This window comes from Mucilaginibacter sp. HD30, assembly GCF_054061755.1.
In genome coordinates, this window is the sequence record NZ_JBSSEO010000001.1 from 2,572,393 (window position 1) to 2,595,333 (window position 22,941).

The 22,941-nt window shown below is 40.8% G+C and carries 24 protein-coding genes; 6 read left to right on the plus strand and 18 right to left on the minus strand.

Features of this window, described 5'->3' with window-relative positions; translation table 11 throughout:
• Window positions 1-69: 69 nt before the first annotated feature.
• The 3 genes from ACVW2L_RS12245 to ACVW2L_RS12255 form a co-directional block, all read right to left on the minus strand.
• A complete protein-coding gene (locus tag ACVW2L_RS12245) occupies window positions 70-1,872 on the minus strand; it encodes a DNA polymerase III subunit gamma/tau (protein WP_457128257.1) in 1,803 nt (600 codons plus the stop codon).
• Between the two features lie 188 nt (window positions 1,873-2,060).
• Window positions 2,061-2,342, minus strand: a complete 282-nt coding sequence (locus tag ACVW2L_RS12250; protein ID WP_457128258.1) for a hypothetical protein — start codon at window positions 2,340-2,342, stop codon at window positions 2,061-2,063.
• A gap of 136 nt (window positions 2,343-2,478) precedes the next feature.
• A complete protein-coding gene (locus tag ACVW2L_RS12255) occupies window positions 2,479-4,698 on the minus strand; it encodes a hypothetical protein (RefSeq protein WP_457128259.1) in 2,220 nt (739 codons plus the stop codon).
• A gap of 263 nt (window positions 4,699-4,961) precedes the next feature.
• On the opposite strand from ACVW2L_RS12255, the gene rpsF reads away from it, so the two are divergent.
• From rpsF to rplI, 3 genes are read left to right on the plus strand one after another with little or no spacing between them, the layout of a single operon-like run.
• Entirely contained in the window at window positions 4,962-5,327 is a 366-nt protein-coding gene (gene rpsF, locus ACVW2L_RS12260; protein WP_377096027.1) for a 30S ribosomal protein S6, read from the plus strand.
• Window positions 5,327-5,590, plus strand: coding sequence for a 30S ribosomal protein S18 (gene rpsR / locus ACVW2L_RS12265; RefSeq protein WP_078350865.1), 264 nt, complete (start codon window positions 5,327-5,329; stop codon window positions 5,588-5,590). The genes rpsF and rpsR overlap by 1 nt, the downstream gene beginning before the upstream one ends.
• A 16-nt stretch (window positions 5,591-5,606) precedes the next feature.
• Window positions 5,607-6,050 (plus strand): 50S ribosomal protein L9, encoded by a 444-nt coding sequence (rplI, locus tag ACVW2L_RS12270; protein WP_457128260.1) that lies wholly within the window; start codon window positions 5,607-5,609, stop codon window positions 6,048-6,050.
• 354 nt (window positions 6,051-6,404) lie between these two features.
• Here rplI and rodA read toward each other — a convergent pair whose 3' ends face one another.
• From rodA to ACVW2L_RS12310, 8 genes are all read right to left on the minus strand, one after another.
• A complete protein-coding gene (gene rodA, locus ACVW2L_RS12275; RefSeq protein WP_457128261.1) occupies window positions 6,405-7,679 on the minus strand; it encodes a rod shape-determining protein RodA in 1,275 nt (424 codons plus the stop codon).
• A complete protein-coding gene (mrdA, locus tag ACVW2L_RS12280; RefSeq protein ID WP_457128262.1) occupies window positions 7,676-9,637 on the minus strand; it encodes a penicillin-binding protein 2 in 1,962 nt (653 codons plus the stop codon). Before mrdA ends, rodA begins: the two co-directional genes overlap by 4 nt.
• Window positions 9,634-10,152, minus strand: a complete 519-nt coding sequence (locus ACVW2L_RS12285; protein WP_457128263.1) for a rod shape-determining protein MreD — start codon at window positions 10,150-10,152, stop codon at window positions 9,634-9,636. The genes mrdA and ACVW2L_RS12285 overlap by 4 nt, the downstream gene beginning before the upstream one ends.
• Entirely contained in the window at window positions 10,145-10,981 is an 837-nt protein-coding gene (gene mreC, locus ACVW2L_RS12290) for a rod shape-determining protein MreC (RefSeq protein ID WP_457128264.1), read from the minus strand. The genes ACVW2L_RS12285 and mreC overlap by 8 nt, the downstream gene beginning before the upstream one ends.
• A gap of 88 nt (window positions 10,982-11,069) precedes the next feature.
• Window positions 11,070-12,092 (minus strand): rod shape-determining protein, encoded by a 1,023-nt coding sequence (locus ACVW2L_RS12295; protein ID WP_457128265.1) that lies wholly within the window; start codon window positions 12,090-12,092, stop codon window positions 11,070-11,072.
• 137 nt (window positions 12,093-12,229) lie between these two features.
• Complete coding sequence (gene purH, locus ACVW2L_RS12300; RefSeq protein WP_457128266.1) at window positions 12,230-13,759, minus strand: bifunctional phosphoribosylaminoimidazolecarboxamide formyltransferase/IMP cyclohydrolase; 1,530 nt, start codon at window positions 13,757-13,759, stop codon at window positions 12,230-12,232.
• A gap of 155 nt (window positions 13,760-13,914) precedes the next feature.
• A complete protein-coding gene (purN, locus tag ACVW2L_RS12305; protein ID WP_457128267.1) occupies window positions 13,915-14,493 on the minus strand; it encodes a phosphoribosylglycinamide formyltransferase in 579 nt (192 codons plus the stop codon).
• Window positions 14,494-14,549: 56 nt separating this feature from the next.
• Complete coding sequence (locus ACVW2L_RS12310; RefSeq protein ID WP_457128268.1) at window positions 14,550-15,056, minus strand: DUF5004 domain-containing protein; 507 nt, start codon at window positions 15,054-15,056, stop codon at window positions 14,550-14,552.
• 115 nt (window positions 15,057-15,171) lie between these two features.
• Here ACVW2L_RS12310 and yiaK point away from each other — a divergent pair, with 115 nt between their 5' ends.
• The gene (gene yiaK / locus ACVW2L_RS12315; protein WP_457128269.1) at window positions 15,172-16,161 is read left to right on the plus strand and encodes a 3-dehydro-L-gulonate 2-dehydrogenase; all 990 of its coding nucleotides are present in this window, start codon (window positions 15,172-15,174) and stop codon (window positions 16,159-16,161) included.
• Here the strand turns inward: yiaK and ACVW2L_RS12320 are convergent, their stop codons facing one another.
• The 4 genes from ACVW2L_RS12320 to panB form a co-directional block, all read right to left on the minus strand.
• Window positions 16,162-16,461 carry a type II toxin-antitoxin system RelE/ParE family toxin gene (locus ACVW2L_RS12320; RefSeq protein WP_457128270.1) on the minus strand — a complete coding sequence of 100 codons (300 nt, stop codon included), beginning with the start codon at window positions 16,459-16,461 and terminating at the stop codon, window positions 16,162-16,164.
• Window positions 16,461-16,691 carry a hypothetical protein gene (locus tag ACVW2L_RS12325; RefSeq protein WP_457128271.1) on the minus strand — a complete coding sequence of 77 codons (231 nt, stop codon included), beginning with the start codon at window positions 16,689-16,691 and terminating at the stop codon, window positions 16,461-16,463. Before ACVW2L_RS12325 ends, ACVW2L_RS12320 begins: the two co-directional genes overlap by 1 nt.
• Before the next feature lie 52 nt (window positions 16,692-16,743).
• Window positions 16,744-17,466: an RluA family pseudouridine synthase gene (locus ACVW2L_RS12330; RefSeq protein ID WP_457128272.1), complete on the minus strand. Its 723-nt coding sequence runs from the start codon at window positions 17,464-17,466 to the stop codon at window positions 16,744-16,746.
• A 113-nt stretch (window positions 17,467-17,579) separates the two neighbouring features.
• Window positions 17,580-18,395, minus strand: a complete 816-nt coding sequence (gene panB, locus ACVW2L_RS12335; RefSeq protein WP_457128273.1) for a 3-methyl-2-oxobutanoate hydroxymethyltransferase — start codon at window positions 18,393-18,395, stop codon at window positions 17,580-17,582.
• 141 nt (window positions 18,396-18,536) lie between these two features.
• Here panB and ACVW2L_RS12340 point away from each other — a divergent pair, with 141 nt between their 5' ends.
• Window positions 18,537-19,124 carry a hypothetical protein gene (locus ACVW2L_RS12340; RefSeq protein ID WP_457128274.1) on the plus strand — a complete coding sequence of 196 codons (588 nt, stop codon included), beginning with the start codon at window positions 18,537-18,539 and terminating at the stop codon, window positions 19,122-19,124.
• A 212-nt stretch (window positions 19,125-19,336) separates the two neighbouring features.
• Window positions 19,337-20,437 (plus strand): glutamine-hydrolyzing carbamoyl-phosphate synthase small subunit, encoded by a 1,101-nt coding sequence (carA, locus tag ACVW2L_RS12345; RefSeq protein ID WP_457128275.1) that lies wholly within the window; start codon window positions 19,337-19,339, stop codon window positions 20,435-20,437.
• A gap of 162 nt (window positions 20,438-20,599) precedes the next feature.
• Here carA and ACVW2L_RS12350 read toward each other — a convergent pair whose 3' ends face one another.
• The 3 genes from ACVW2L_RS12350 to ACVW2L_RS12360 all read right to left on the minus strand — a co-directional run bounded on the left by ACVW2L_RS12350 (window position 20,600) and on the right by ACVW2L_RS12360 (window position 22,940).
• Window positions 20,600-21,361 (minus strand): SDR family NAD(P)-dependent oxidoreductase, encoded by a 762-nt coding sequence (locus tag ACVW2L_RS12350; protein WP_457128276.1) that lies wholly within the window; start codon window positions 21,359-21,361, stop codon window positions 20,600-20,602.
• A gap of 91 nt (window positions 21,362-21,452) precedes the next feature.
• Window positions 21,453-22,361: a helix-turn-helix domain-containing protein gene (locus ACVW2L_RS12355; protein WP_457128277.1), complete on the minus strand. Its 909-nt coding sequence runs from the start codon at window positions 22,359-22,361 to the stop codon at window positions 21,453-21,455.
• Window positions 22,362-22,397: 36 nt separating this feature from the next.
• A complete protein-coding gene (locus ACVW2L_RS12360) occupies window positions 22,398-22,940 on the minus strand; it encodes a hypothetical protein (protein ID WP_457128278.1) in 543 nt (180 codons plus the stop codon).
• Window position 22,941: the final 1 nt, after the last annotated feature.

The following is a 22,941-nucleotide window of genomic DNA, read 5'->3' on the forward strand; positions in this document are numbered from 1 at the left end:
TGATAATTTCTGTACCTAATATATAGGTTTTACCTGTACGAAACAAAAATTCATGTAGGTAGAAATTTATTAGTCAAAATCAAGATTAAACATTTTGCGCAGCTCTGCCAACTGTGGGTTTTTGGCGGCCATATATTGGTATATCTCCTTCGCTCCATATGGCTTTCTGTTAACTTTTATCTCGTCAATGCGTGATGTGATATCCAGATCAAAATTCTTCAGGTTTGATCGCAAAAAGTTGAGCAGGTTAGGTTTTTCATCCCGTAGTTGTGCATCTTGTGATTTGGTCTCAACAATAACCTCGTATAAGGTTGGGTTAAGCGCCGCTGGCTTGCCCGCAAAAATTGTTGATAAGGTAGCTTTACCGTCTGCTTTTGCTTTTTCGGCATAGGCGTTCCAATAATGCATAAACTGTTCAGTCGTAAATGGCTCTTTGCTATCTCCTTTTAAATAAGGGTCTTCTTCTTCAATTACTTCTGTCGATGTATCTAATCCCTTAAGCGACGGTATCTTTACTGAGGATGCACTGGCATTTGGAATAAATACTTTCGGTTTTTCTTCTACAGCCGTAGTAGCCGTTTGAGCTGCAGGCGCTACCAGAGATGGCGCCTGCACAGGTTTAGTTGTAGTATAAACCGCCGGGGCATCGCTTAAAACAGCTATCTGATTTTTTATTTCGCCCTCAGGCGGTGCAGTTAAACTTACTGCGGTATCAGGTTTTTTTTTTAATTGCCCGTTGTTATCGGGCATTACGTTGTTTCCTGATGCTATGTTAAACACCGATTGCAGATGACACATTTTAAGCAGCGCCAACTCAACCTGCAAACGCTGGTTCTTACTTAGTTTGTAATTCAGATCGCATTGGTTGGCTATGCCCAACGCCGATAATAAGAATGATACACTTGCCGCCTGCGACTGCTGCAGGTACCTGGCTTTAATACCCTCGCTTACTTCTAATAACTTAAGGGTTGAAGCATCTTTACTCACCAGTAAATTACGCAAATGCTCAGAAAGCCCTGATATAAAATGAGCGCCGTCAAAACCCTTTTGCAATATCTCATCAAAAAACAAAAGCGTTTTGGCTGTTTCTTCGTCAAGCAGGCTATGTGTTATATTAAAATAGTAATCGTAATCTAAAATATTCAGGTTATCAATAACCGCCCTGTAAGTAACGTTACTGCCCGAGAAGCTTACTATCTGGTCAAACATAGATAGCGCATCGCGCAGGCCGCCGTCGGCCTTCTGGGCAATTATGTGCAGTCCGTCCGGCTCGTAGGCTATGTTTTCCTTTATAGCGATACCTTGCAGATGCGCGCTCATATCGTCAACCCCTATGCGGTTAAAATCAAATATCTGGCAGCGCGACAGTATAGTGGGCAGTATCTTGTGCTTCTCGGTTGTAGCTAAAATAAAAATGGCGTAGTGTGGTGGCTCTTCTAAGGTTTTCAAAAAAGCGTTAAAAGCAGCCTGCGATAGCATGTGCACCTCATCAATAATATAAACCTTGTAACGGGCACCCTGTGGCGGTATGCGCACCTGCTCTATCAAGCTGCGGATATCATCAACCGAATTATTAGAGGCTGCATCCAGCTCATGAATATTAAATGAGTTACCATTTTGAAACGAAACGCACGAAGGGCACTCGCCGCAAGCCTCGCCATTAGGCTGCAAATTGGTGCAGTTAATGGTTTTAGCCAATATGCGCGCGCAGGTGGTTTTGCCCACCCCACGCGGCCCGCAAAACAAAAATGCCTGCGCCAGCTGATTATTTTTAATAGCGTTTTTAAGGGTGTTGGTTATATGTTGCTGACCAACAACGGTATCAAAAGTAGCCGGGCGGTATTTACGTGCCGAAACGATGAAATTATCCACAGCTACTAAGGTAGATAGAATTTACCTTTCCTGAAAATGGGAAGATAGATTGTGGATAAAAATGGAGGCGCGTTTCCGTTAAGAGATATTATCATCCTGAGCGTAGCGAAAGATCTTATAAAGCGACTATGCAGGGCGTACAAGATCTTCGCTACGCTTAGGATTACAACTTTATTTTGATATTTTAATTACTGCAAATCATCATCCGGCAAATGGTCGTCATCCGGATCAGGATTGGTGATGTCGTAAGCATCGTCGCTTTGATCCAAATCATCGCCTACGCGTATAGTATTCAAATCATCAAGGTCTGCGGCGGTATCGTCAAAGTCTTCGTCTTCCCCATCTGTTTCATCATCCCAATCATCATCTTCGTCACTCCCGCTGTATTCATCAGGCGACTGGAAATAAATAGTGTCATACATAAATGCAGAGTGGCTGGCTAATGGGCTTTCAAGTTGTTTAAAATCCATGGCGATAATGTTTAATTGTTTATTAAAAAGACAACGTTTTAAAGACAACCGAACTTACCTGAATGTTTTGTACTCAATGTTAAATAGCTGTTATTTTTATTAACAGAAACTATAACAAACATGCTTCATTGCTTTTTTATCTTACCGGATCAAATACGTCTTTAAACAACTTATCGATATTAAATTTCTTGCTTATTGCTAAAGTAGCCACAGGTTTTGAGTTATCATTTAATAAGCCTCTAATTTCGCCGCTAAAAGTAAGTCCGTAAGCTACCGCATTTAAACGATACTGGAATAAAAGAAAAGCGTTCCATCCATTTATATTTTCAAACGTTAATGCCCTGGTATAGTTGTCTGTCATGTCAATTGTTTGGTTGGGGTAATTTCTTTTAATGTAGTACCCTTGGTTGGTTAATCCTAAAACTGGATTAATATATAAACTAAAGCTATTGTCTTTTAGCAAAAGAGGTAGTCCTATGCCGTAATAAGATGATTTAAAATCGTAATTGATTGCCTTTTCTCGATACGGGTAACGTTCAATATCTAAGGTACTGGCCATTGCGCTTCCAAATCTGCCTGCGTCTTTATAGTCAAAATCAGATCTAACTGTTTGCCAAAGTAGTTCTAAATACAACGACGTATATATGTGAAAGCCGTTAGCTTCGGTCTTTACACTATTTAACCTTAGCATTGGCGAGAAAAGAATGCCTATACTTTTTACACTTGTAGAAGCTTTGATAATTCCTGTATCTCTGTAAATGCTATCTGTAGTTCTATATCTGACACCTCCGCTTGACGTTGTAGTTGTGCTTACTGCCTGCGACTCATATACCCCACCTACAAAACTCAGGTTGTTTTTTCGCTCACCTTTTCTTTTAAATATCCAAAAATTTGGTGTGGCAATCCTGGCAATATCTTTATTGAATACAAAAATACCAGCGTAAAAGTTATTGGTTTTAATATTATCCAATAAATCAAAATTGGCCCCAACCTCCGCCCAAAAATCTAAGTCTCGTACCGCCAGTTTAATATTTTTGGTGCCGCTACCTACGTATTGCTGGCCCTTTAATATTATCTTGATATCCGGGCCGCCGGCTAGTGTATCATTAACAAGTGTTTTTATTTCAAGCGGAACATCAAGTGTGTTGCCATCTGTCCAATCAGTTCTCCTTATTTCTAGTGGAGTATTTAATACCTTAAATCGTTTAGCATAACTGGTATCTAAAAATACAAAATCAAGCTTGTTACGCTTTTCATCATATTCTCCGTTCAATTTTACCTTTATAATTATAGTACTAATATTATTTAATGATGCTCCATAGTTGTGTGTAATACTTGCGCTGGCCGGATCTAAGATTTGTGCTCCACCCAACTTTACAAGGTCACTAACAGGTACGGGCTTTGTTTTGGGGGTAAAGGGTAATATTTTAACAATCTGCTGGCTCACCACCCCATTAACTTTCAACTGAAAAATAATATTTTGCTCCGTGGTAAATTCGGCCATTTGCTGTATTGTCATGTTAATTCCCTTTACAACTTTTGTTTCCTGTTTTGTACTCCAATTATCGGCTTCTAAGGGTATGGTGTAAGTTTCTGTTTGATCGGCGTTATCAGATAACTTTATCGTTTGATAAGGAAATTCTAAACGGGCTGTTACTTTAATGTTGGTATCAACAGCTTGTGCCTTATCCAGTTTAAAAAAGAGTTTAACCATGACCTTATTTATGTTAACGCCATCTTTTTTAAAACTGTCTAACTGAATTTTTTGAACCTCAACATTATCAAACGATAATACGTGCCCACTCTTTACCCCAAGTGGTTTTTGTACTTCACCGATAGTATTATCTGCTTTTTTTACTATAGGATCAAATATTACATGATGAAAAAAATTGGTTTTACCTTGTATACCAATGTAAGCGTCGCCACCATTAGCTAAAGCTTTAAAAACAAGCGTAACGGGAGCAAGCGCAATTAGCTTTTCGCTGCCATCAGCTTTAAATAATTCTTTACTAATGCTCCTGCTTATTGTGTTAGATGTGCCTGACTCGGTTAAAAATAGTGCACCGGCAGCGTTAAAACTTTGAATGGTTAGTTTTAACGGCAAATCATTTTTAGGGGGCTTACCGGCAATTTTTATCCCGATGTTTACAACCCCATAAATAGGTTTATCAGCGTCAGGCTGATATTGAACCAGTCCACCGTAGATATTGGTTACGTTGCTTACTATATCTACAGTTGGTAATGCATCGTTTTTACTGCCTTTTACTTGTGCAACCGATATATGGGTTAGTAACACAAAGAGAGTGATTAACCATGCAGTTACAAGCGTGCTTTTTCTTTCTGAGTTGTGATTCATGATGATAAGTTTAGATATTGTAAATATAAAAAGTTAACATCTAAAAATCAACCTGTTACCTTATTTTTATTTAAATAATAAAAATAAGGTAACAAAATAATATTGTATTAAAATACTTGCAAATAACAGGCTATTGTATATCAACTATTCAATTTGTAAATAGCATCATAGGTTTTAAAAAACAGTTTGCTTAACCAAAATATCATTGCTATATTTGCAGCCCCGAATTGTCGGGTTAAATAACTAAAAATCAAAGTACAAAAATGCAACAGTACGAAATCGTGATCGTTCTAACCCCGTTGCTTTCAGTAGAGACTGCTAAAGAGGCTATAGCCAAATACAGCAAAACCCTAACTGATGGCGGAGCCGAAATTGTCCAGGAGGATAATTGGGGTTTGAGAAAACTTGCGTACCCTATTCAAAAAAAGACTACAGGGTACTACCACTTAACTGAATTTAAGGCTCCGGGTGAATTAATTAACAAATTGGAGGTTGAGTTAAGGCGCGATGAGCGTGTTTTGCGTTTCCTTACAATTGCTTTGGATAAACATGCCGTTGCTTACAACGACAAAAAACGCAGCGGTGCTTTTAACAAAAAACCTGCAGCTAAAGTGGAGGAAGCAAACTAATGGCTAACGAACAAATTAAATACGTAACCGCCCCTAAAGTAGAGGACAACCGTAAAAAATACTGCCGCTTTAAAAAGAACGGGATTAAGTATATTGACTACAAAGACGCTAACTTTTTATTAAAGTTTGTTAATGATCAGGGTAAAGTTTTACCTCGCCGTTTAACAGGTACTTCATTAAAATTCCAGCGCAAAGTGGCACAAGCTGTTAAACGCGCGCGCCACATTGGTTTATTACCTTATGTTACAGACTCATTAAAATAATCGGGAGGGATAAACAATGGAAGTTATTTTAAAACAAGATGTTAAAAACCTGGGCGAAAAAGACGATATCATAACCGTAAAACCGGGTTATGGTCGTAACTTTTTGTTCCCAAAGGGTTATGCTATATTAGCTACTGTAAGTGCACGCAAAGTTTTGGCAGAAAACCTTAAACAAGCTGCATTTAAACAAGAGAAAATACGCAAAGACGCTGATGCAATTGCTGCCCGTTTAGAAGGTGTTAAATTAAACATCGGCGCAAAAGCAGGCGAAACCGGCAAAATTTTCGGCGCTATCAACACTATTCAGGTTGCTGATGCATTGAAGAAAGAAGGTTTTGATGTTGATCGTCGTCGTATCACTTTTGATCAGGAACCAAAATTTGTTGGCGATTATGTTGCTAACATCAACCTGCACAAAGAGGTTAAGGTACAAGTACCTTTCTCTGTAATAGCAGAGTAATTTATATTTCGGATATCGGATTTTCGATCTCGGATTTAAAAAACAGAAAACAGAAAGCGATGGGTTTAGGCTCATCGCTTTTTTTATTGGTGGATTTTGTCGTGATAGCTGTTGCTAAAGTGTTGCTAAACTGTTGCTAAAACGATCCAAAGTGTTGCTGAAAAAGGCTGAAAACAGTCATTTTTGACTTTTTTCAGCACGTTTATAATCAGACACTTACAACCTATCTATAGCTATTTTTTCTAACGAATACGTATTGACAGAATAATTTGGTAAATACCTAATATTCAACAAATTATTATTTTAATTTTCTGGTAGCATATATTTTCTGCAACACCCCGTTTTTCGGGAGTTTTAGATAATTCCCATCCGGTTAGAATCGAGCTTTAACAGCACAAACAACATCAGTGTAAAGCCGATGAGCGAAGACCCGCCATAGCTGATCAGCGGCAGTGGGATGCCTATTGAGGGCACAATACCTATCGTCATACCGATATTGATAAATACGTGGAAGAATATTACCGAAGCCACCCCATAAGCATAAATGCGCGAAAATGGCGATCGCTGCCGTTCTGCTATCAGGATAATTCGCAGCACAAGCAACATGTAAAGCCCCAGTACAACTAATGAGCCCACGAAGCCAAACTCTTCGCCCACGGTGCAAAAAATAAAGTCTGTGCTTTGCTCGGGTACAAAAGAGTACTTGGTTTGCGTACCTTCCATATATCCCTTGCCAAATAACTTGCCAGAGCCGATGGCTATTTTAGACTGGTTTACATTGTATCCCTTGCCGCGCGGATCGCTGGTAATGCCCAATACAATATCAATACGTGATTTTTGATGGGGTTTTAAAACGTTTTTATAAATAAATTGAATGCTGAGTGTAAAGGCTATGCAAATCGCAGCACCAGAGAGCAGAGTCGTCATCATTTTCCTATTTCGACGGAGCAGAACTATCAGAACAATAGCAACAGCAACTACACCTGCTATTACCCAAAATACAGTATCGTACTTAATGGTAACAACAAACAATGCGATAAACAACCCTTCCAATATCAGAAAATACGGCGATAAGCCCTCCCTGTAAAGTACAAATATCATCGAGCTGAATACAAGTGTTGATCCTGCATCAGGTTGCAGCATGATAAGTGTCATGGGAAATAGGATAATTCCGGCAGCAATACCGAACGAGCGCAATTCGGTCAGTTTTATATTAACGCTGCTTAAGTAACGTGCCAATAGTAAACATGTGGCAAATTTGGCAAACTCAGAAGGTTGCAATCTAAAGCCGCCGCCAATAGATATCCAGGCCTGGTTACCACCAACGTTCCGTCCTAATCCGGTGAGCACCGCTATAAGCAACAGGACGGTAACCACATAAATAGCCGGTGCAAGGGCCGACAGGAAACGGCTTTCCAGCAGTAATATAAATACGCCTAAAACAAGGGACACGATTATGAAAATAAACTGCTTGCCGTAATTGGTCTGCAGATCTATCAATCCCGGATGATCCGGACTGAATACAGCCGAGTGGATACTTAGTAAACCAATAGTGCACAATGCCAGGTAAACAAATACAGTAAGCCAGTCTACATTAAAAAAGAAGCTCCTTTGGTTATTATGGTTCATCTTCCCGGTGTTTTGTTTATAACATCAGCTACAACACTTTTCACTGCGTCCCGTTCAACAGCTGCTGATTTCAAAGGCTTTGCGGCGACCTTTATCTTTACACTATCCGCAGCCGCCGGCTTTTTCTTTGGCTTGGGTACCGCCAGCAAGTTAGAATTAATATAATATTCGGGTGTTATTGTTGGGCGAGGCAGTATTGTACCGCGCAAATATTTTTCTACAACAAAGCTGGCAATAGGTGCCGCCCATGTGCCGCCGTCCCCGGAGTTTTCAACCACAACAGCGATAGCTATTTTAGGATTTTCGCGCGGAGCATAGGCAACAAATACGGAGTGATTGGCGCCGCGGTTATTTTGGACTGTGCCGGTTTTACCCACCATGTCTATGCCTGGTATTCTTGATCCGTACGCGGTTCCCTGTTGAACTACATTCTCCATACCATCAATAACCTGTTCAAAATATTTTGCATTAATACCCACTTCATGTCGTACAGTGTATTCGTGCTTAATAACAGGTGTATTACCCACAGATTTTACTAAGTGCGGCAGGTAGTAAAATCCTTTGTTGGCAATAATACATTCAATATTGGCTAACTGCAGCGGTGTTGCCGCTACCTCGCTTTGCCCTATAGACAATGAGATAACAGTTTTTGAACGCCAGCCACCTTTTTTGTAAACCTTGTCATACTGTTCAGCGGTATTCAAATTTCCTTTTACTTCACCCGCCATATCAATGTCCAATCTTTTGGCCAGGCCGAAGGCTGTAACCCTTGAGCGCCAATCGGTAAAACTGGCCGCGGTGGCTCTTGCACCTGCTTTGTTGATCAGTCTTTCAAACACCATTGCAAAATAGCCATTGCATGATTGCGCTATAGCACTGCTCAAATTAACCACGCCGTGTACGTGGGTGCACTTTGGCTTTCCCCTGTTTGGTAAATAACTGCCTGTACAAGTATAAGTCGTTTGCTCGTCTATAATACCCTCTTGCAGGGCCACAAGCGCACTGAGCGGCTTAAACGATGACCCGGGCGAATAAGTAGCCATAATAGGCCGTATCAAAAACGGTTTATATGGGTCTTTGTCAAGTTCGCTATAACGTTTGCCCCTATCGGGGCCTACAACCATCAAATTAGGATCGTAAGTAGGGCTGCTAACAAAACACAGTACTTCACCGGTAGAGGGTTCTATCGCAACTATGCTACCCACCTTATTCTGCATTAATTTTTCGCCCAGTTTTTGTATTCTTATATCCAAAGATGACATTACCTTTTCCCCGGCCACAGCAACTGTGTCAAAAGCACCGTTAGCATATGAGCCCTTCTGTACTCCGCGCGAATCAACCATCATGTTTTTTATACCGCGCTGTCCGCGCAAAATGGTTTCATATGCTTTTTCAACCCCGGTTATACCTACATAATCTCCCGGACGGTAGTACCCACCCGATTTCTGTATAACAGCCTCTCCCGCTTCGCCAATATAACCTAAAAACTGTGCAGCGGTTGAGTCTGGATAAATACGAACGGGGTGGGGTTCAACGAAAAAACCAGGGAACTCTGACATTCGTTCTTGTAATGAGGCATAAAGTTCGGGCGATATTTGTTTATCAAACTTAGAAGCTAATGCCCGCGAGTACCCGATAGCCTTGTTAAATCGTTTATCAAAGTCCTCACGTGTAATTTCTAAAAGTTTGCAAAATTCAACCGTATCAAAAGGCTTTACCTGGCGAGGAATTACAGACACATCATATACCAGTTTATTTTGCACTAAAATATGGTTGTTCCTATCAAAAATAGGCCCACGTGCCGGATATTGCACAAACTGACGAATAACGTTGGCATTGGCGTACCGCAGATAACGATCATCAATTACCTGCATGTAAAACAGGCGGACCAACAAAACGATAATAAGACTAATAAATACCCCTGCGATAACATACCGCCGCTGAAAAAAAGTATTCATTTACGTTCCCTTTTTCTGAAAAACAATAGGCCGGTAACCAGCATCAAAAATACAGTAAAAATTGAGCTGGTTACAACCCGTTGCAGTATAAACAGCAACTCCGAAAAACTAAATGCCTCTAATATGAAGAGAAACGTATGATGTATAAAGGTAAGTATAAAGGCATATGTTAAAAACCATCTGAAACCCATTATGCTTAAGGTTGGCTCAGGCTCGTTATCAAACCCATCCTTTTGTACGGTAACACTTATAAACAGCACCCTTACCAATGCTAAAAGCACGCAGGCGGCTGCATGCAGGCCCGGTGTATCATAAAAAGCATCAACCGTTATGCCCAACAAAAACGAGAGCAAAAACAATAGCACATTCGGCGTCTCAAACGGGAGTAAAAGGATAAACAATATATAGGGATACGGGGTAGATACATTGTATAGCGTGATGTTCTTCAGTAAAAACACCTGAACAAAAACTAAAGCTATAAAGCGTATTATATTGTATAAAATGGCCCTACTCATCTTTCTTCACCTCGGCCTCCAGTCCCGTTTGTTCTGCTGCAAACTCATTAATTACCACATAAACATATTCCAGTTTAGTAAAATCCACTGCCAAGGCAACATCCATACTTAAAAATGACCCTTTTGCATTTTTTGCACGCAGGTTAAGCAGTTTGCCAATTGCTATACCTGTTGGATAAAGCGAACGGTCTGAAGTAACTACCAGTTCTCCCACCCTTGGCGAAGCATCATTGGTAATATCATATAACAAACCCCTATGCGGATTGAGATCTGCCCCCCAGGAAAATGATCCGATTTGTCGTGAATTAGCCAGCATGGCGCTCACAACAGTCTCCGTGTGCAAAAGCGATTGTATAGTGGAAAAGTGTGGACTTACCCGTAAAACTTTACCAACAACGCCCTTATCATTAATTACACCCATGCCCTTTTTTATACCGGCATCTGATCCTGCGTTGATGGTGATGATATTGTTGAGCCCGTTAACAGCGTTATTAACAACTTTGGCCGCTATATATTCATATTGCTGCTTATATATAGTGTCGGTAATTTTCCCTTTGGTTATGGTATCAACATAAAACGATGTTTTAAGCTGATCTCGTAATCTCGCGTTCTCTTTTGCAAGGCTATCATTAACTTCTCTAAGGGTTAAATATCCTTTAAACTCATCAACACGGGCGTATAAGTTGCCGGTAACGTGATTGGTGCTATTAATAAAAGTAGCCTTTTGAAACGAGTTGTAATTTATATAGATGACGATAGACGCTATCTCGAAAATAACGAAAAGAAAAAATGCGTTATACTTGCTGATGAAGATTAACAGGTTACGCATGATTGAGATGTGAGATATGAGATTTGAGATGTGAGATAAATAATGGACTATAAGTCTCAATACTCATATCTCACGTCTCAAATCTAAGTTACTGCATTAAGAACTTAAAATTACCAATATTTTTTAGAGCGGTACCCGTACCCCTAACAACAGCCCGCAGCGGATCTTCTGCTACGTGAACCGGCAGTTTGGTTTTGGCTGATACCCGCCTGTCTAATCCGCGAAGTAAAGCTCCTCCACCTGTTAAATAAATACCGGTTTGATAAATATCGGCAGATAGCTCCGGTGGAGTGATCTCTAACGCTTTTAGTATCGCTTCTTCTATTTTAGAAATAGATTTATCTAAACAATGCGCAATCTCTGTGTACGATACCATGATCTGTTTTGGTACGCCTGTCATTAAATCGCGACCCTGTACCGCAAAATCAGCAGGTGGATCGGTTAGCTCAGGCAAAGCAGAACCAACTTCAATCTTAATTTTCTCAGCAGTACGGTCGCCTATCATGATATTGTGCTGACGGCGGATGTATTGTACAATATCAGAGTCGAAGTTATCTCCTGCCACACGAATAGATTGATCGCAGACAATACCGGATAATGCTATAACCGCTATCTCTGTGGTACCACCGCCAATATCAATTATCATATTACCCATTGGCTCTTCTACATCAATTCCTATACCTACCGCAGCAGCCATTGGCTCGTGTATCAGGTATACCTCTTTAGCACCTGCAATCTCTGCCGAGTCGCGCACGGCACGTTTCTCAACCTCGGTAATGCCAGATGGGATACAGATAACCATACGCAAAGACGGAAAGAACCATCCTTTGCCCTGGTTTATCATTTTTATCATGCCGCGTATCATGTGCTCGGCAGCGTTAAAGTCGGCAATTACACCGTCTTTAAGCGGGCGCACAGTGCGTATGTTATCATGGGTTTTGCCCTCCATTTGCATGGCTTGCTTACCTATTGCAATTACTTTGTTCGTCGATCGGTCAAATGCTACTATTGACGGTTCGTCAACAACAACTTTATCATTATGTATAATAAGGGTATTTGCAGTACCCAGATCTATTGCGATTTCTTGTGTGAAAAAATTAAATAAGCTCATTTTACTACGGCTTCAAATATTTTATGAATTTTATAAATTTAGTGTAATAACTTGATTAAGTTAACTTGTTAGTTGGTTTTTTATTGTAAAAAATTTCAACTATTCCACTAATCAATCTATCAACTAACAACTGCTTATTAATGCTTAAAGTGGCGTACTCCTGTGGTAACCATGGCTATGTTTTTTTGGTTACACATATCTATAGAGTCTTGATCTTTAATTGATCCACCTGGTTGTAATACGGCGCTAATACCTGCTTCGGCAGCCAATTCAACACAATCAGGAAAAGGGAAAAATGCATCAGACGCCATCACTGCGCCATTAAGGTCAAAGCCAAAGCTATGCGCCTTTATCACTGCCTGCTTTAATGAATCAACCCTTGATGTTTGCCCCACTCCGCTTGCCATTAACTGGTTGTTTTTAGCGAATACTATGGTGTTTGATTTGGTATGTTTTACCACCTTATTAGCAAAGAAAAGGTCTTTCAACTCCTGCGTTGTTGGTTGCGCGTTGGTTACAACCTTCATAAGCTCTGGGCCCTCAACTGTATTGTCTTTGTCCTGCTCAATAACGCCGTTCAGTAAGGTTTTAAATTGTTTAGCCGGTAACTCAACCCGCTGCCGTATTAAAACTATACGGTTCTTTTTAGCTGTTAAAATCTGTAGTGCATCATCTGTATAAGCCGGCGCAATTAAAACCTCATAAAACAACTTATCTATCTCTGTAGCTGTAGCGGCATCAATCTCATCGTTAGCGATGATAACGCCACCGAAAGCTGATACAGGGTCACAAGCCAAAGCATCTAACCACGCTTCTCTTATAAACTGCCTGCTGGCGATGCCGCAGGCATTGGTGTGTTTTAATATGGCAATGGTTGGTTCATTCTCAAACTCGTCAATAAGGGCAACTGCTGCATCAACATCAACCAGGTTATTGTAAGACAGTTCCTTGCCATTCAATTTGGTAAACATGGCATCCAGGTTACCGTAAAATACGCCTTTTTGATGCGGGTTTTCGCCATAACGCAAAACCTGGCTGCTTAAAATGCTTTGCTTAAATACCGGTATGGGGTCCTCTGTGTTAAAATACTGGAATATGGCAGTATCATAATTAGATGTGATATTGAATGCCTTTTTAGCAAAACTCTTACGCTGATCAATGGTGGTGGCGCCGTTTTGGGTTTTCAGCAAGCCGTCCAGTTCAATATAGTCGTTTTTTGAGGCAATAATTACGACATCTTTAAAGTTTTTTGCCGCTGCGCGGATAAGGGAGATACCACCGATGTCTATTTTCTCAATAACGTCGTCATGCCCCGCGCCAGATTCTACCGTTTCTTCAAACGGATAAAGATCAACTATCACCAGGTCTATCTCAGGTATTTCGTATTGCGCTATTTGCTGCTGATCGCTCTCTGAACTTCTACGGGCCAATATGCCACCAAATACTTTTGGATGCAGGGTTTTAACACGGCCGCCCAATATAGATGGGTACGATGTAAGATCCTCAACCGCTATTACATCAACACCAAGGCTGCGTATAAAATTTTCGGTCCCGCCGGTTGAGTAAATGTTTACACCAAGGCGATTTAATTCGTGTATAATAGGCTCCAGATTATCTTTATAATAAACTGAAATTAAGGCATTTTTTATGGTAACAGGCTGACTCATTTATATGGGAAATTTTGAGCCGCAAAGGTAGGGAATAGTGATTAGAGATTGGTGATTAGTGATTAGTTTTTTTGAATAATTTTCTGGCAGTTAAAATATGCCGTTAAGCGCCCATTGTTTTCAAGGCTAGTCACTAATAAACAATTTTACTAAACTTAACTCTTCATTTTTTTAAGCAAATTCTCTATCACCTTCGGGAAATGCTGATGCTCTAATTGCTGGCCTTTAAACTTCACCATTTCTAACGTATCAGATGGGTCTATCTTAAAGCGCGATTGATGGATAACCTCTCCTTCGTCAAACTCGGCATTAACAAAATGGATGGTAATGCCCGACTCTTCCTCCTTAGCTTCTAATATCGCTTTGTGCACATTGTCGCCAAACATGCCTTTGCCGCCATATTTAGGTAGCAATGCGGGGTGCAGGTTAATTATTTTATTAGGGAAAGCGCTTAGTAATGATGACGGCACCAGCCATAAAAAACCAGCTAATACAATGAGGTCAACCTGAAGTGTTTTTAATATTCTGATCACCTCATCAGTTTGATAAAATTCGTTCCGGTTAAAAACGTGCGATGGGACCTCAAAGTTATCTGCACGTTGCAGCACATAGGCCTGCGGGTTATTGGTAAGTATCAGTACAACCTCGGCATCAGGACTTCGCTTAAAATACTCCATTATTTTTTGGGCATTTGAACCCGATCCGGAAGCAAAAATGGCTATTCGTTTTTTCAAAATCACAGGTAAATTGATTGATTACTTGTCAAATATAAATTTTTACCGCGTTGTTTTTATTGCGTAGCAACTTTTTGCCTTACAAAACCATACCGCCTAACCGTTCTGCGTTGTGTAGCCGAATAGTTTTGTATATCGCCGGTTACCAACACCATACCGTATTGCCCCAGGGTTTCAATCTGCGCATTCTCAAAAGGCTTTGAGCTACCTTTACCCAGTTTAAATGTATCCTGGCAAACAATGTCTGATTTTAAATAAAGCTGATCCTGTGACAGCGACCAACTGCCCGAAGCCACAGGCTGATCTTTACAATGAAAGTTAGTATAGGTGCAGGTACGATCGGCATTAAAAGTAAATATTTGCTTTTTATCGCACACGGTATTAAGGGTATCTTCTGATTCGCGGTTGGTGCCTACCGAAACAGTTACCACTACAGTTGCAAGTTCCCAGGTACCTCTGGAAAACAAGCTCTCTATAGAGCTTTGATTTACTTTTTTACAAGAGTTGCAAAGCACGCTTAGCGCAAGCAGGGACAGGATAAATATAAACGGGACATTCTTCATCAGATGCAGCAAAAATATAAATCCATACTTAATGGTGGGTTAACAGACGGTAATAATAACTGTTTTTATTTACTATTATTTTAACGGCCGCTTGCTATGCTGCTATATTTGCCTTATGCGCGTACCCTTTGACCAACTAAAAGCCGAATTTAAGCGAATCTTGCTGCAACTTGACTTCTCCGAAGAGAAGGCCGAACTATGTGCCCTTGTCTTTGCCGAGAATAGCCGCGACGGAGTGTATACTCATGGTTTAAATCGTTTTCCAAAATTTATCGGGTCCATTAAGGCTGGCGAAATAAATAAGGATGGCAGCCCAACCCTGGTTAAGTCTCTTGGCGCTCTTGAACAATGGGACGGCAACTTTGGCCCGGGCGTTATAAACGCCGGTTTTTGTATGGATCGCGCGATAATACTGGCAGAACGAAATGGTATTGGCTGCGTTGCCGTAAAAAACACCAACCATTGGATGCGCGGAGGGACATACGGCTGGCAGGCTGCCGAAGCCGGCTTTATAGGCATTTGTGTAACCAACGCTACAGCAACCACTGTACCCTGGGGCGGTACCACGGCTGCTTTAGGTAATAACCCACTGGTTATTGCTGTTCCCCGGGAAGAGGGCCACGTTGTATTAGATATGGCGGTATCACAATATTCGTGGGGTAAGGTGCTGCAATACAAAAGTTATGACAAAGAACTTGACTTTTTTGGCGGATATGACGAAAACGGGAATTTGACCAGGGACGCACATGCTATTGTCAATTCAAAACGGTTATTGCCGGCAGGTTTGTGGAAGGGCTCAGGTTTAGGAATAATGCTCGACCTTTTGGTAAGTGTCTTAAGCGAAGGCCGGTCAGTAAAAACATTGACTGAGGAAAATACCGACGCAGGGGTATCGCAGCTGTTTATAGCCATAAGGCCAGGTGATACAGATCAGATTGAGCATATAATTAATGAGATAATAGCTTTCACTAAAAGCAGCCCGCCTGCAAAAACAGATGAGCCGGTACTATACCCCGGAGAAAATACATTGAAAACCCGCGATAAAAGTTTAGATGAGGGTGTGTTGGTGGATGAAAAGATTTGGGAAGAAGTTAGGAAGTTGTAATTAACGTTCCTCTTTCCAAATATCAGGATTACGACTGGTATGTAAGACTGCGAGAATAACTATAAGCTTTTTGACGTTATCCACACTGTAGTGAACCATAAAAGGGAACGTATCAATAACTGCGGTTTTAATTTCATCGTATCTGATAGCTGTTCCATCAGGAAACTTTTGTATAAAATTTACCTTTCTTTGAATTTCCGCAATGAATCTTTTGCCTAAATTTTTTTGCTTTGAATTGTACCATGAAGCAGCATCCTTAATATCGTGTTTTGCAACCGGTAACATTACCGTCTTATACATTATATTTCGTCTTCAATCGATTTTATAGTAGAGTCAAAATCCAAAACTTCGCCAGGATTCTTCAGATAATTTTCAAAACGCGTCCTAACTACATTCACATGCCACCCGGGCACATCAATTTCTTCTTGTTCAATTCCTTTAAACTTGCTTTTCAGCTCATTCCATTCCTGAATAGGAATATACACTCCCGTCGTTTCACCGTTATTATCCGAAATATATTGCAAGTTCATAAATCAATCATCGTTTACTCAAAAATACTAATAATTTTTTCAGCTTAAAAAACTACCCCATCATTCCCTCAAACCTTTCCCAAAAACCATCTTTAGGTACGGGCGCGGTTATCAATATTGGTTCATTCTTAACCGGATGGTTAAACTGCAAACGGCGGGCATGCAAACAAATGCTTTTACGCAAACTACCGCGCGGATAACCATATTTATTATCGCCAACTATGGGGCAACCTAATGTAGATAGCTGCACCCTTATCTGGTGAGGGCGGCCGGTTATGGGGTCAACTTCTATTAAATAATAACCATCCAGTTCGCCAACTAATTTATAATGCAGTTCAGCACGTTGGCTGCCCTGCACTTCTTTATTATGCGCCTTAGTTACATTTTTCTGCGGATTTTTTAACAGCCAATGCACCAGCGTGCCGCTTACCGGGGATGGTCGTTTCCGAACAACCGCGTAGTAGGTTTTATGCATTTCTCGCGCTTTAAACATGTTGTTTATTCGCTCCAAAGCTTTGCTTGTTTTAGCAAACAAAATAACGCCGCTTACCGGCCTGTCAAGCCTGTGTACAACACCTAAAAATGCACCGTTGGGTTTATTGTATTTTTGGGCAATGTATTTCTTTACCTTCTCATCCAGCGGCTCGTCCCCTGTTTCGTCCACCTGCACAATATCACCCGCGCGCTTGTTAACTGCTATAAGGTGGTTATCCTCAAACAGCACATCGCTGTCGGTTATATCTTTCGGGATGTAGTGGAATTCTTTGCGGTTCATAGTTAATGGTTGATAGTTCATAGTAATTGGACATCAACTATTTTTTTTCATGTGTTGGTTGATAGTATATAGCAATAATGGCCATGAACCATCATCTATGAACTATCAACCAATTAGTACTGCTCTTTTTCGTTCGGGAAACTTCCGCCCTTTACATCGCTAACATAATTTTGTATGGCTTTGTTCATATCGTCAAACATATTAGCATACTGGCGTAAAAAACGTGGCTTAAAGCCTTTATTAAGGCCAAGCATATCGTGTATAACCAAAACTTGTCCGTCGCAATGCTGGCCCGCGCCTATGCCTATCGTTGGTATATGCAGGCTCTCGGTAACCGCTTTGCCTAATGCAGCAGGTATCTTCTCTATCACTATACCAAAACAACCCAATTCCTGTAGCTTTAAAGCATCCTGTTTCAATTTTTCTGCTTCTGCCTCTTCCCTTGCGCGTACGGTATAGGTACCAAATTTATAAATAGATTGTGGCGTTAAACCCAGGTGCCCCATCACAGGTATACCCGCCGTAAGTATGCGTGTAATTGATTCAGCAATTTCAACGCCACCTTCCATTTTTACCGCGTGTGCGCCAGACTCTTTCATAATCCGGATAGCTGAGTTAAGCGCCTCTTTTGAGTTACCCTGGTAGGTACCAAAAGGAAGGTCTACAACTATTAACGCACGACTGGCTGCCCGCACTACCGACGACGCATGATAGATCATCTGATCGAGCGTTATTGGTAATGTGGTTTCGTGGCCCGCCATAACGTTTGATGCAGAATCGCCAACCAAAATTACGTCCGTTCCGGCAGCGTCAACAATAATTGCCATAGAATAATCATAAGCGGTAAGCATGCTTATCTTTTCGCCACGGCTCTTCATATCCTGAAGGGTGTTGGTGGTGATGCGTTTTATTTCTTTATTTACCGACATGGGTTGTATTTATGGTTGGCAAAGTTAGGATATTTTTATTTCGGAATTCGGATGTTCGATTTCGGATATATTGATGTCGAATTTCGAATGTTCAATTTCGAATTTATTTCATTTTCAAGTTTTTTAACGTATAATTATTTCATGAAACGGTTTCAAGATGAAAATCTACGACTTTCTTACTTTGATGATGAAGTTCTTGTTGCGTGTCCAAAGTGTACTAAGCGAGCCATAATAACAAAGGAAAAACCTAATTTCTATTTTTCTAAAAGGATATTAAAATGCCCAAACTGCTTCTTCCAACAGGATGGCAGAAAAGAATCTTTTACTGTTGAATTAAACTGCCACTGCGCAAATTGCGCTGCTGAAATAAAGGTTAGTTTGCAAAATGTGAAAGAAAAAAAAGACAAGATTGCTGTTAGATGTAACAACTGTGGTGAAACTGAGGCCTATGAACCCAGAAACATAGAACAGAAATGGATGTATCAAAACGCCGGGCAGCCTTCTGATAGCTATTTTGGGTTACCCTTATGGCTGACGCAAAACTTTCGTGGGAATAACTTTTGGGCTTATAACTACAGGCACTTAGATTATTTGAAACAATATATTGCTGCCGATTTAAGAGAAAAAAATGCTCGGCAGGGATGGACAATGGTAGAGAAATTACCTGCCTGGATGAAATCTGCTAAAAACCGTAATAAATTGTCGAAACTATATCGGACCTTGAGCTAAAATAGCTTAGATCTGTTTCAATCAAAAAAAATAAATCCGAAATTGAACATCCGAAATTCGAAATAATTCAAAATCGCACATCCGAAATCCGAAATTATTAATTACTTTTGCGGCGTGAATCAGGGACTTGTCCGCATAGTTTTCCCATCGTTTTTTCACGGCGCACCACACCGGATAAGCCGCGTTTTTAACCATTCAATCTACTTAATAAAATGACTTATTTCACCAAATTACCGGCCGTATTATTATTAGCTGACGGTACCGTTTTTAATGGAAAAGCCGCAGGCAAAATTGGAACTACAGCCGGCGAAATATGTTTTAATACCGGCATGACCGGCTACCAGGAAGTATTTACAGATCCATCTTACTTTGGGCAGATAATGGTAACTACCAATGCGCATATTGGCAACTATGGTATAGCCAATGAGGAAGTTGAATCTGGCAAGATTCAAATTGCCGGGCTGGTTTGCAAAAACTACAACATTGCTTACAGCCGCAAGCAGGCTAATGAATCTATTGAAGATTACTTTCAGGAACAAAACATTGTAGGTATATCTGATATTGATACCCGCCAGTTAGTGCGCCACATCCGCGATAAAGGCGCTATGAACGCCATCATATCATCAGAGATATTAGACATTGAAGAACTAAAGCTTAAACTGGCCGAAGTACCGTCAATGGATGGCCTTGAGCTTTCATCAAAAGTAAGCACTACCCAAACGTATACCATGGGTGATGAAAACGCTCCTTACCGCGTTGCCGTGCTTGACCTTGGTGTTAAAAAGAACATACTGCGTAATTTTGATAGCCGCGAGGTTTATGCCAAAGTTTACCCGGCCAAAACCACTTTTGGCGAAATGGAAAAAGACTTTGCACCTAACGGTTACTTTATATCAAACGGCCCCGGCGACCCATCTGCTATGCCTTACGCGGTTGATACCGTAAAAGATATTCTGGATGCTGATAAACCGCTTTTTGGTATTTGCTTAGGCCACCAGTTACTGGCGCTTGCCAATGGCATCCCAACAAAAAAAATGTTTAACGGGCACCGTGGGTTAAATCACCCGGTTAAAAACATCATCATTAATCATTGCGAAGTAACATCGCAAAACCATGGTTTTGGTGTAGTGCCTGATGCAGTAAGAGCATCTGACAAAGTAGAGATTACCCACGTTAATCTTAATGACCAATCAATAGAAGGCATACGTGTTAAAGGCAAAAAAGCATTCTCGGTACAATATCACCCTGAATCATCTCCGGGCCCGCATGATAGTCGCTATTTGTTTGATGACTTTATCAATCTAATGAAGTAATCAAACTATCCATAAAAAAAGAAAGCCGCCTTCAATTGAAAGCGGCTTTCTTTGTTTATAAGTTATGGCAAGAAAATAAATTCGAAATCGAACATCCGAAACGGCGCAGCCCTCTTGAGCTCCTTAAAAAACAAACAAGGCGCGAAAAATTCGAATTCACAACTACAAATTCATCCCGCCTGATACCTCAATGCGTTGTCCGTTTATCCAACGGCCCTCCTCGCTGCATAAAAAAGCTACTACCCCGCCAATATCATCGGGCAAACCGGCACGGCCAAGGGCAGTTATCTTAGCAACATGTTCGTTTAGCTGAGCATTATCTCTAACCATTCCGCCGCCAAAATCTGTTTCAATGGCGCCGGGTGCAACAACATTTACAGCAATACCGCGCGAGCCTAATTCTACCGCCATATAGCGTGTCAATGTTTCGATAGCGCCTTTCATGGCACCATAGGCAGAATAACCAGGCATGCTGAAACGCGCCAAACCGCTTGACAGGTTAACAATGCGCCCACCATCATTTATAACAGGTAATAACTTTTGAGTTAAGAAAAATACGCCTTTAAAATGGATGTTCAGCAAAGTATCGAAGCTCTCTTCGGTAAATTCAGCAAAAGATTGATGTATACCTACTCCGGCATTATTGATCAGGAAATCAAAGTGATCTGTATTAAATTTACTTTTCAATATTGCTGATAATTCAATCACAAAGGCATCAAAACTGCCAATTTCGCCGGTATTTAGTTGTAATACCGCCGCCGTCTGGCCGGCCAACTCAACTTCTGCGGCTACTTCAAGCGCCTCCTCTTTTTTGCTGTTGTAGGTAAGTATTACGCCGATGCCTTTTTGGGCCAGGTGTATGGCCATGTTTTTGCCCAACCCGCGGCTGCCGCCAGTTACCAGGGCTATTTTATTTACGCTCATCTTTTTATTATTTTGATGATGTAAAGGTAGGTTATGATTTAACTTCTCTGTTTGCAAAAAACCATCCAATATTTGCAAATATCAAATATTACTACGCTCTGAAAGCCTGTGGTGCCAACGATGTTTGCTTACGGAAGAAGTTAGAGAAATGCGCTACCTCCTCAAAACCCAGGCTATAAGCAATTTCTGATATATTCCAATCCGTTTGCTTAAGCAAGACCTTGGCTTCTTGCATAACCCGCCCTGTTATAATAGCGGTGGTGGTTTTACCTGTATTTTCTTTCAATACCTTGTTAAGGTGATTTACATGCACTGAGAGCCGTTCGGCATAATCTTTAGCCGTACGCAGATTAAGCCGCTGCCGGGGCGACTCAATAGGAAACTGCCGCTCCAATAACTCAATAAAAAGCGACGATACCCTTGCCGAAGCATTGTGTGAGGGGTATAATACGGTGGCCGGCTGGAGTTTTTGCCCGTAATGTATAAGTTCTAATATGTAATTGCGCAGCAGGTCATATTTATAAACGTAGTCAGACGATATCTCTTTGTACATCTTCCTGAATATAAATAGGATCTCTTCAGATTCCTCGTCAGAAAGCTGAAAAATAGGGTAGCCGCCCGGCTGAAAAATAGGAAGTTCGTCCAGCACAACCCCGCTTTTGGGCTTTATCAAAAATTCGCTGGTAAAAATACAAAAGTAACCAGATTGGTTGTCGTCCTGCGGCACCCAGTTGTAAGGAATGCGTGGCGTAGCAAACAACAACGCCTTTTTATTAATGTTAATCGTCTTATCTGCATACTCGGCCTTATTTCGGCCGTTTATTAAACTTATTTTGTAGTAAGCGCGGCGGTTATAAAGCATGGTGCCCGGCTTTTTTTTATGAGCAGCAAAAACCTCTTCTGTTTTAAAAACGTTAAAATGCCCAATTTCTTTATTAATACCTTCCGGCAGAATTGCAGTGGTTTCGTTGTAAAAATCTTCAAGCGATGTGATGTCCATTACTAACCTCTATTGTAAAATTCAAATATAGCCATACTATGATAAACTACCTAACGAACTACGTAATGCCTTTATGCGTTGCATCCAGATACTGCGCAGAACCACTAATTGCCCAAATAAAATAATAAGTACCGCGCCTATCAGCAAATAACGGCGCGTGTCTATAGTTATGTTCCAGCAGAAAAAGGCAAGCAACCCGGCAATAAATATTATTCTCAGTATTATCGACACCGTTACATGGAGTTTCATTTTTTTTAACCAGGCATGCAAGGCAGTATTGAGGTCGTTGTCAACCACAAGATTTTTTGAAAAAGTATACCCGGTTAAATTATGCAACAGAGCCGCAAAAACAGCTAAAACCAAAATAACATTGGCAATTAAAGGTTTGGCAGCGCCATCAAACATAGTATAGTAGCAAAGCAGGAACATCAACCAGCCCGCTGTCTCTATCGTAATTTGCTTCCTGATACGTTTAAGAACCGGATGTCTGTTTTCTTTTAACATCAGCCTCAGTTCATTATCTGTTTTTTGTTGTGATACGGCGCTGTTCCAACTGCTTTTTAAATCATCGAGTTCCATA

Bases quoted from the DNA above. Each gene is read 5' to 3' on its own strand.
- ACVW2L_RS12250 (WP_457128258.1), bottom strand. From the start codon at position 2,342: ATGGATTTTAAACAACTTGAAAGCCCATTAGCCAGCCACTCTGCATTT.
- ACVW2L_RS12255 (WP_457128259.1), bottom strand. From the start codon at position 4,698: ATGAATCACAACTCAGAAAGAAAAAGCACGCTTGTAACTGCATGGTTA.
- rpsF (WP_377096027.1), top strand. From the start codon at position 4,962: ATGCAACAGTACGAAATCGTGATCGTTCTAACCCCGTTGCTTTCAGTA.
- rpsR (WP_078350865.1), top strand. From the start codon at position 5,327: ATGGCTAACGAACAAATTAAATACGTAACCGCCCCTAAAGTAGAGGAC.
- rplI (WP_457128260.1), top strand. From the start codon at position 5,607: ATGGAAGTTATTTTAAAACAAGATGTTAAAAACCTGGGCGAAAAAGAC.
- rodA (WP_457128261.1), bottom strand. From the start codon at position 7,679: ATGAACCATAATAACCAAAGGAGCTTCTTTTTTAATGTAGACTGGCTT.
- mrdA (WP_457128262.1), bottom strand. From the start codon at position 9,637: ATGAATACTTTTTTTCAGCGGCGGTATGTTATCGCAGGGGTATTTATT.
- ACVW2L_RS12285 (WP_457128263.1), bottom strand. From the start codon at position 10,152: ATGAGTAGGGCCATTTTATACAATATAATACGCTTTATAGCTTTAGTT.
- mreC (WP_457128264.1), bottom strand. From the start codon at position 10,981: ATGCGTAACCTGTTAATCTTCATCAGCAAGTATAACGCATTTTTTCTT.
- ACVW2L_RS12295 (WP_457128265.1), bottom strand. From the start codon at position 12,092: ATGAGCTTATTTAATTTTTTCACACAAGAAATCGCAATAGATCTGGGT.
- purH (WP_457128266.1), bottom strand. From the start codon at position 13,759: ATGAGTCAGCCTGTTACCATAAAAAATGCCTTAATTTCAGTTTATTAT.
- ACVW2L_RS12310 (WP_457128268.1), bottom strand. From the start codon at position 15,056: ATGAAGAATGTCCCGTTTATATTTATCCTGTCCCTGCTTGCGCTAAGC.
- yiaK (WP_457128269.1), top strand. From the start codon at position 15,172: ATGCGCGTACCCTTTGACCAACTAAAAGCCGAATTTAAGCGAATCTTG.
- ACVW2L_RS12320 (WP_457128270.1), bottom strand. From the start codon at position 16,461: ATGTATAAGACGGTAATGTTACCGGTTGCAAAACACGATATTAAGGAT.
- ACVW2L_RS12325 (WP_457128271.1), bottom strand. From the start codon at position 16,691: ATGAACTTGCAATATATTTCGGATAATAACGGTGAAACGACGGGAGTG.
- ACVW2L_RS12330 (WP_457128272.1), bottom strand. From the start codon at position 17,466: ATGAACCGCAAAGAATTCCACTACATCCCGAAAGATATAACCGACAGC.
- panB (WP_457128273.1), bottom strand. From the start codon at position 18,395: ATGTCGGTAAATAAAGAAATAAAACGCATCACCACCAACACCCTTCAG.
- ACVW2L_RS12340 (WP_457128274.1), top strand. From the start codon at position 18,537: ATGAAACGGTTTCAAGATGAAAATCTACGACTTTCTTACTTTGATGAT.
- carA (WP_457128275.1), top strand. From the start codon at position 19,337: ATGACTTATTTCACCAAATTACCGGCCGTATTATTATTAGCTGACGGT.
- ACVW2L_RS12350 (WP_457128276.1), bottom strand. From the start codon at position 21,361: ATGAGCGTAAATAAAATAGCCCTGGTAACTGGCGGCAGCCGCGGGTTG.
- ACVW2L_RS12355 (WP_457128277.1), bottom strand. From the start codon at position 22,361: ATGGACATCACATCGCTTGAAGATTTTTACAACGAAACCACTGCAATT.
- ACVW2L_RS12360 (WP_457128278.1), bottom strand. From the start codon at position 22,940: ATGGAACTCGATGATTTAAAAAGCAGTTGGAACAGCGCCGTATCACAA.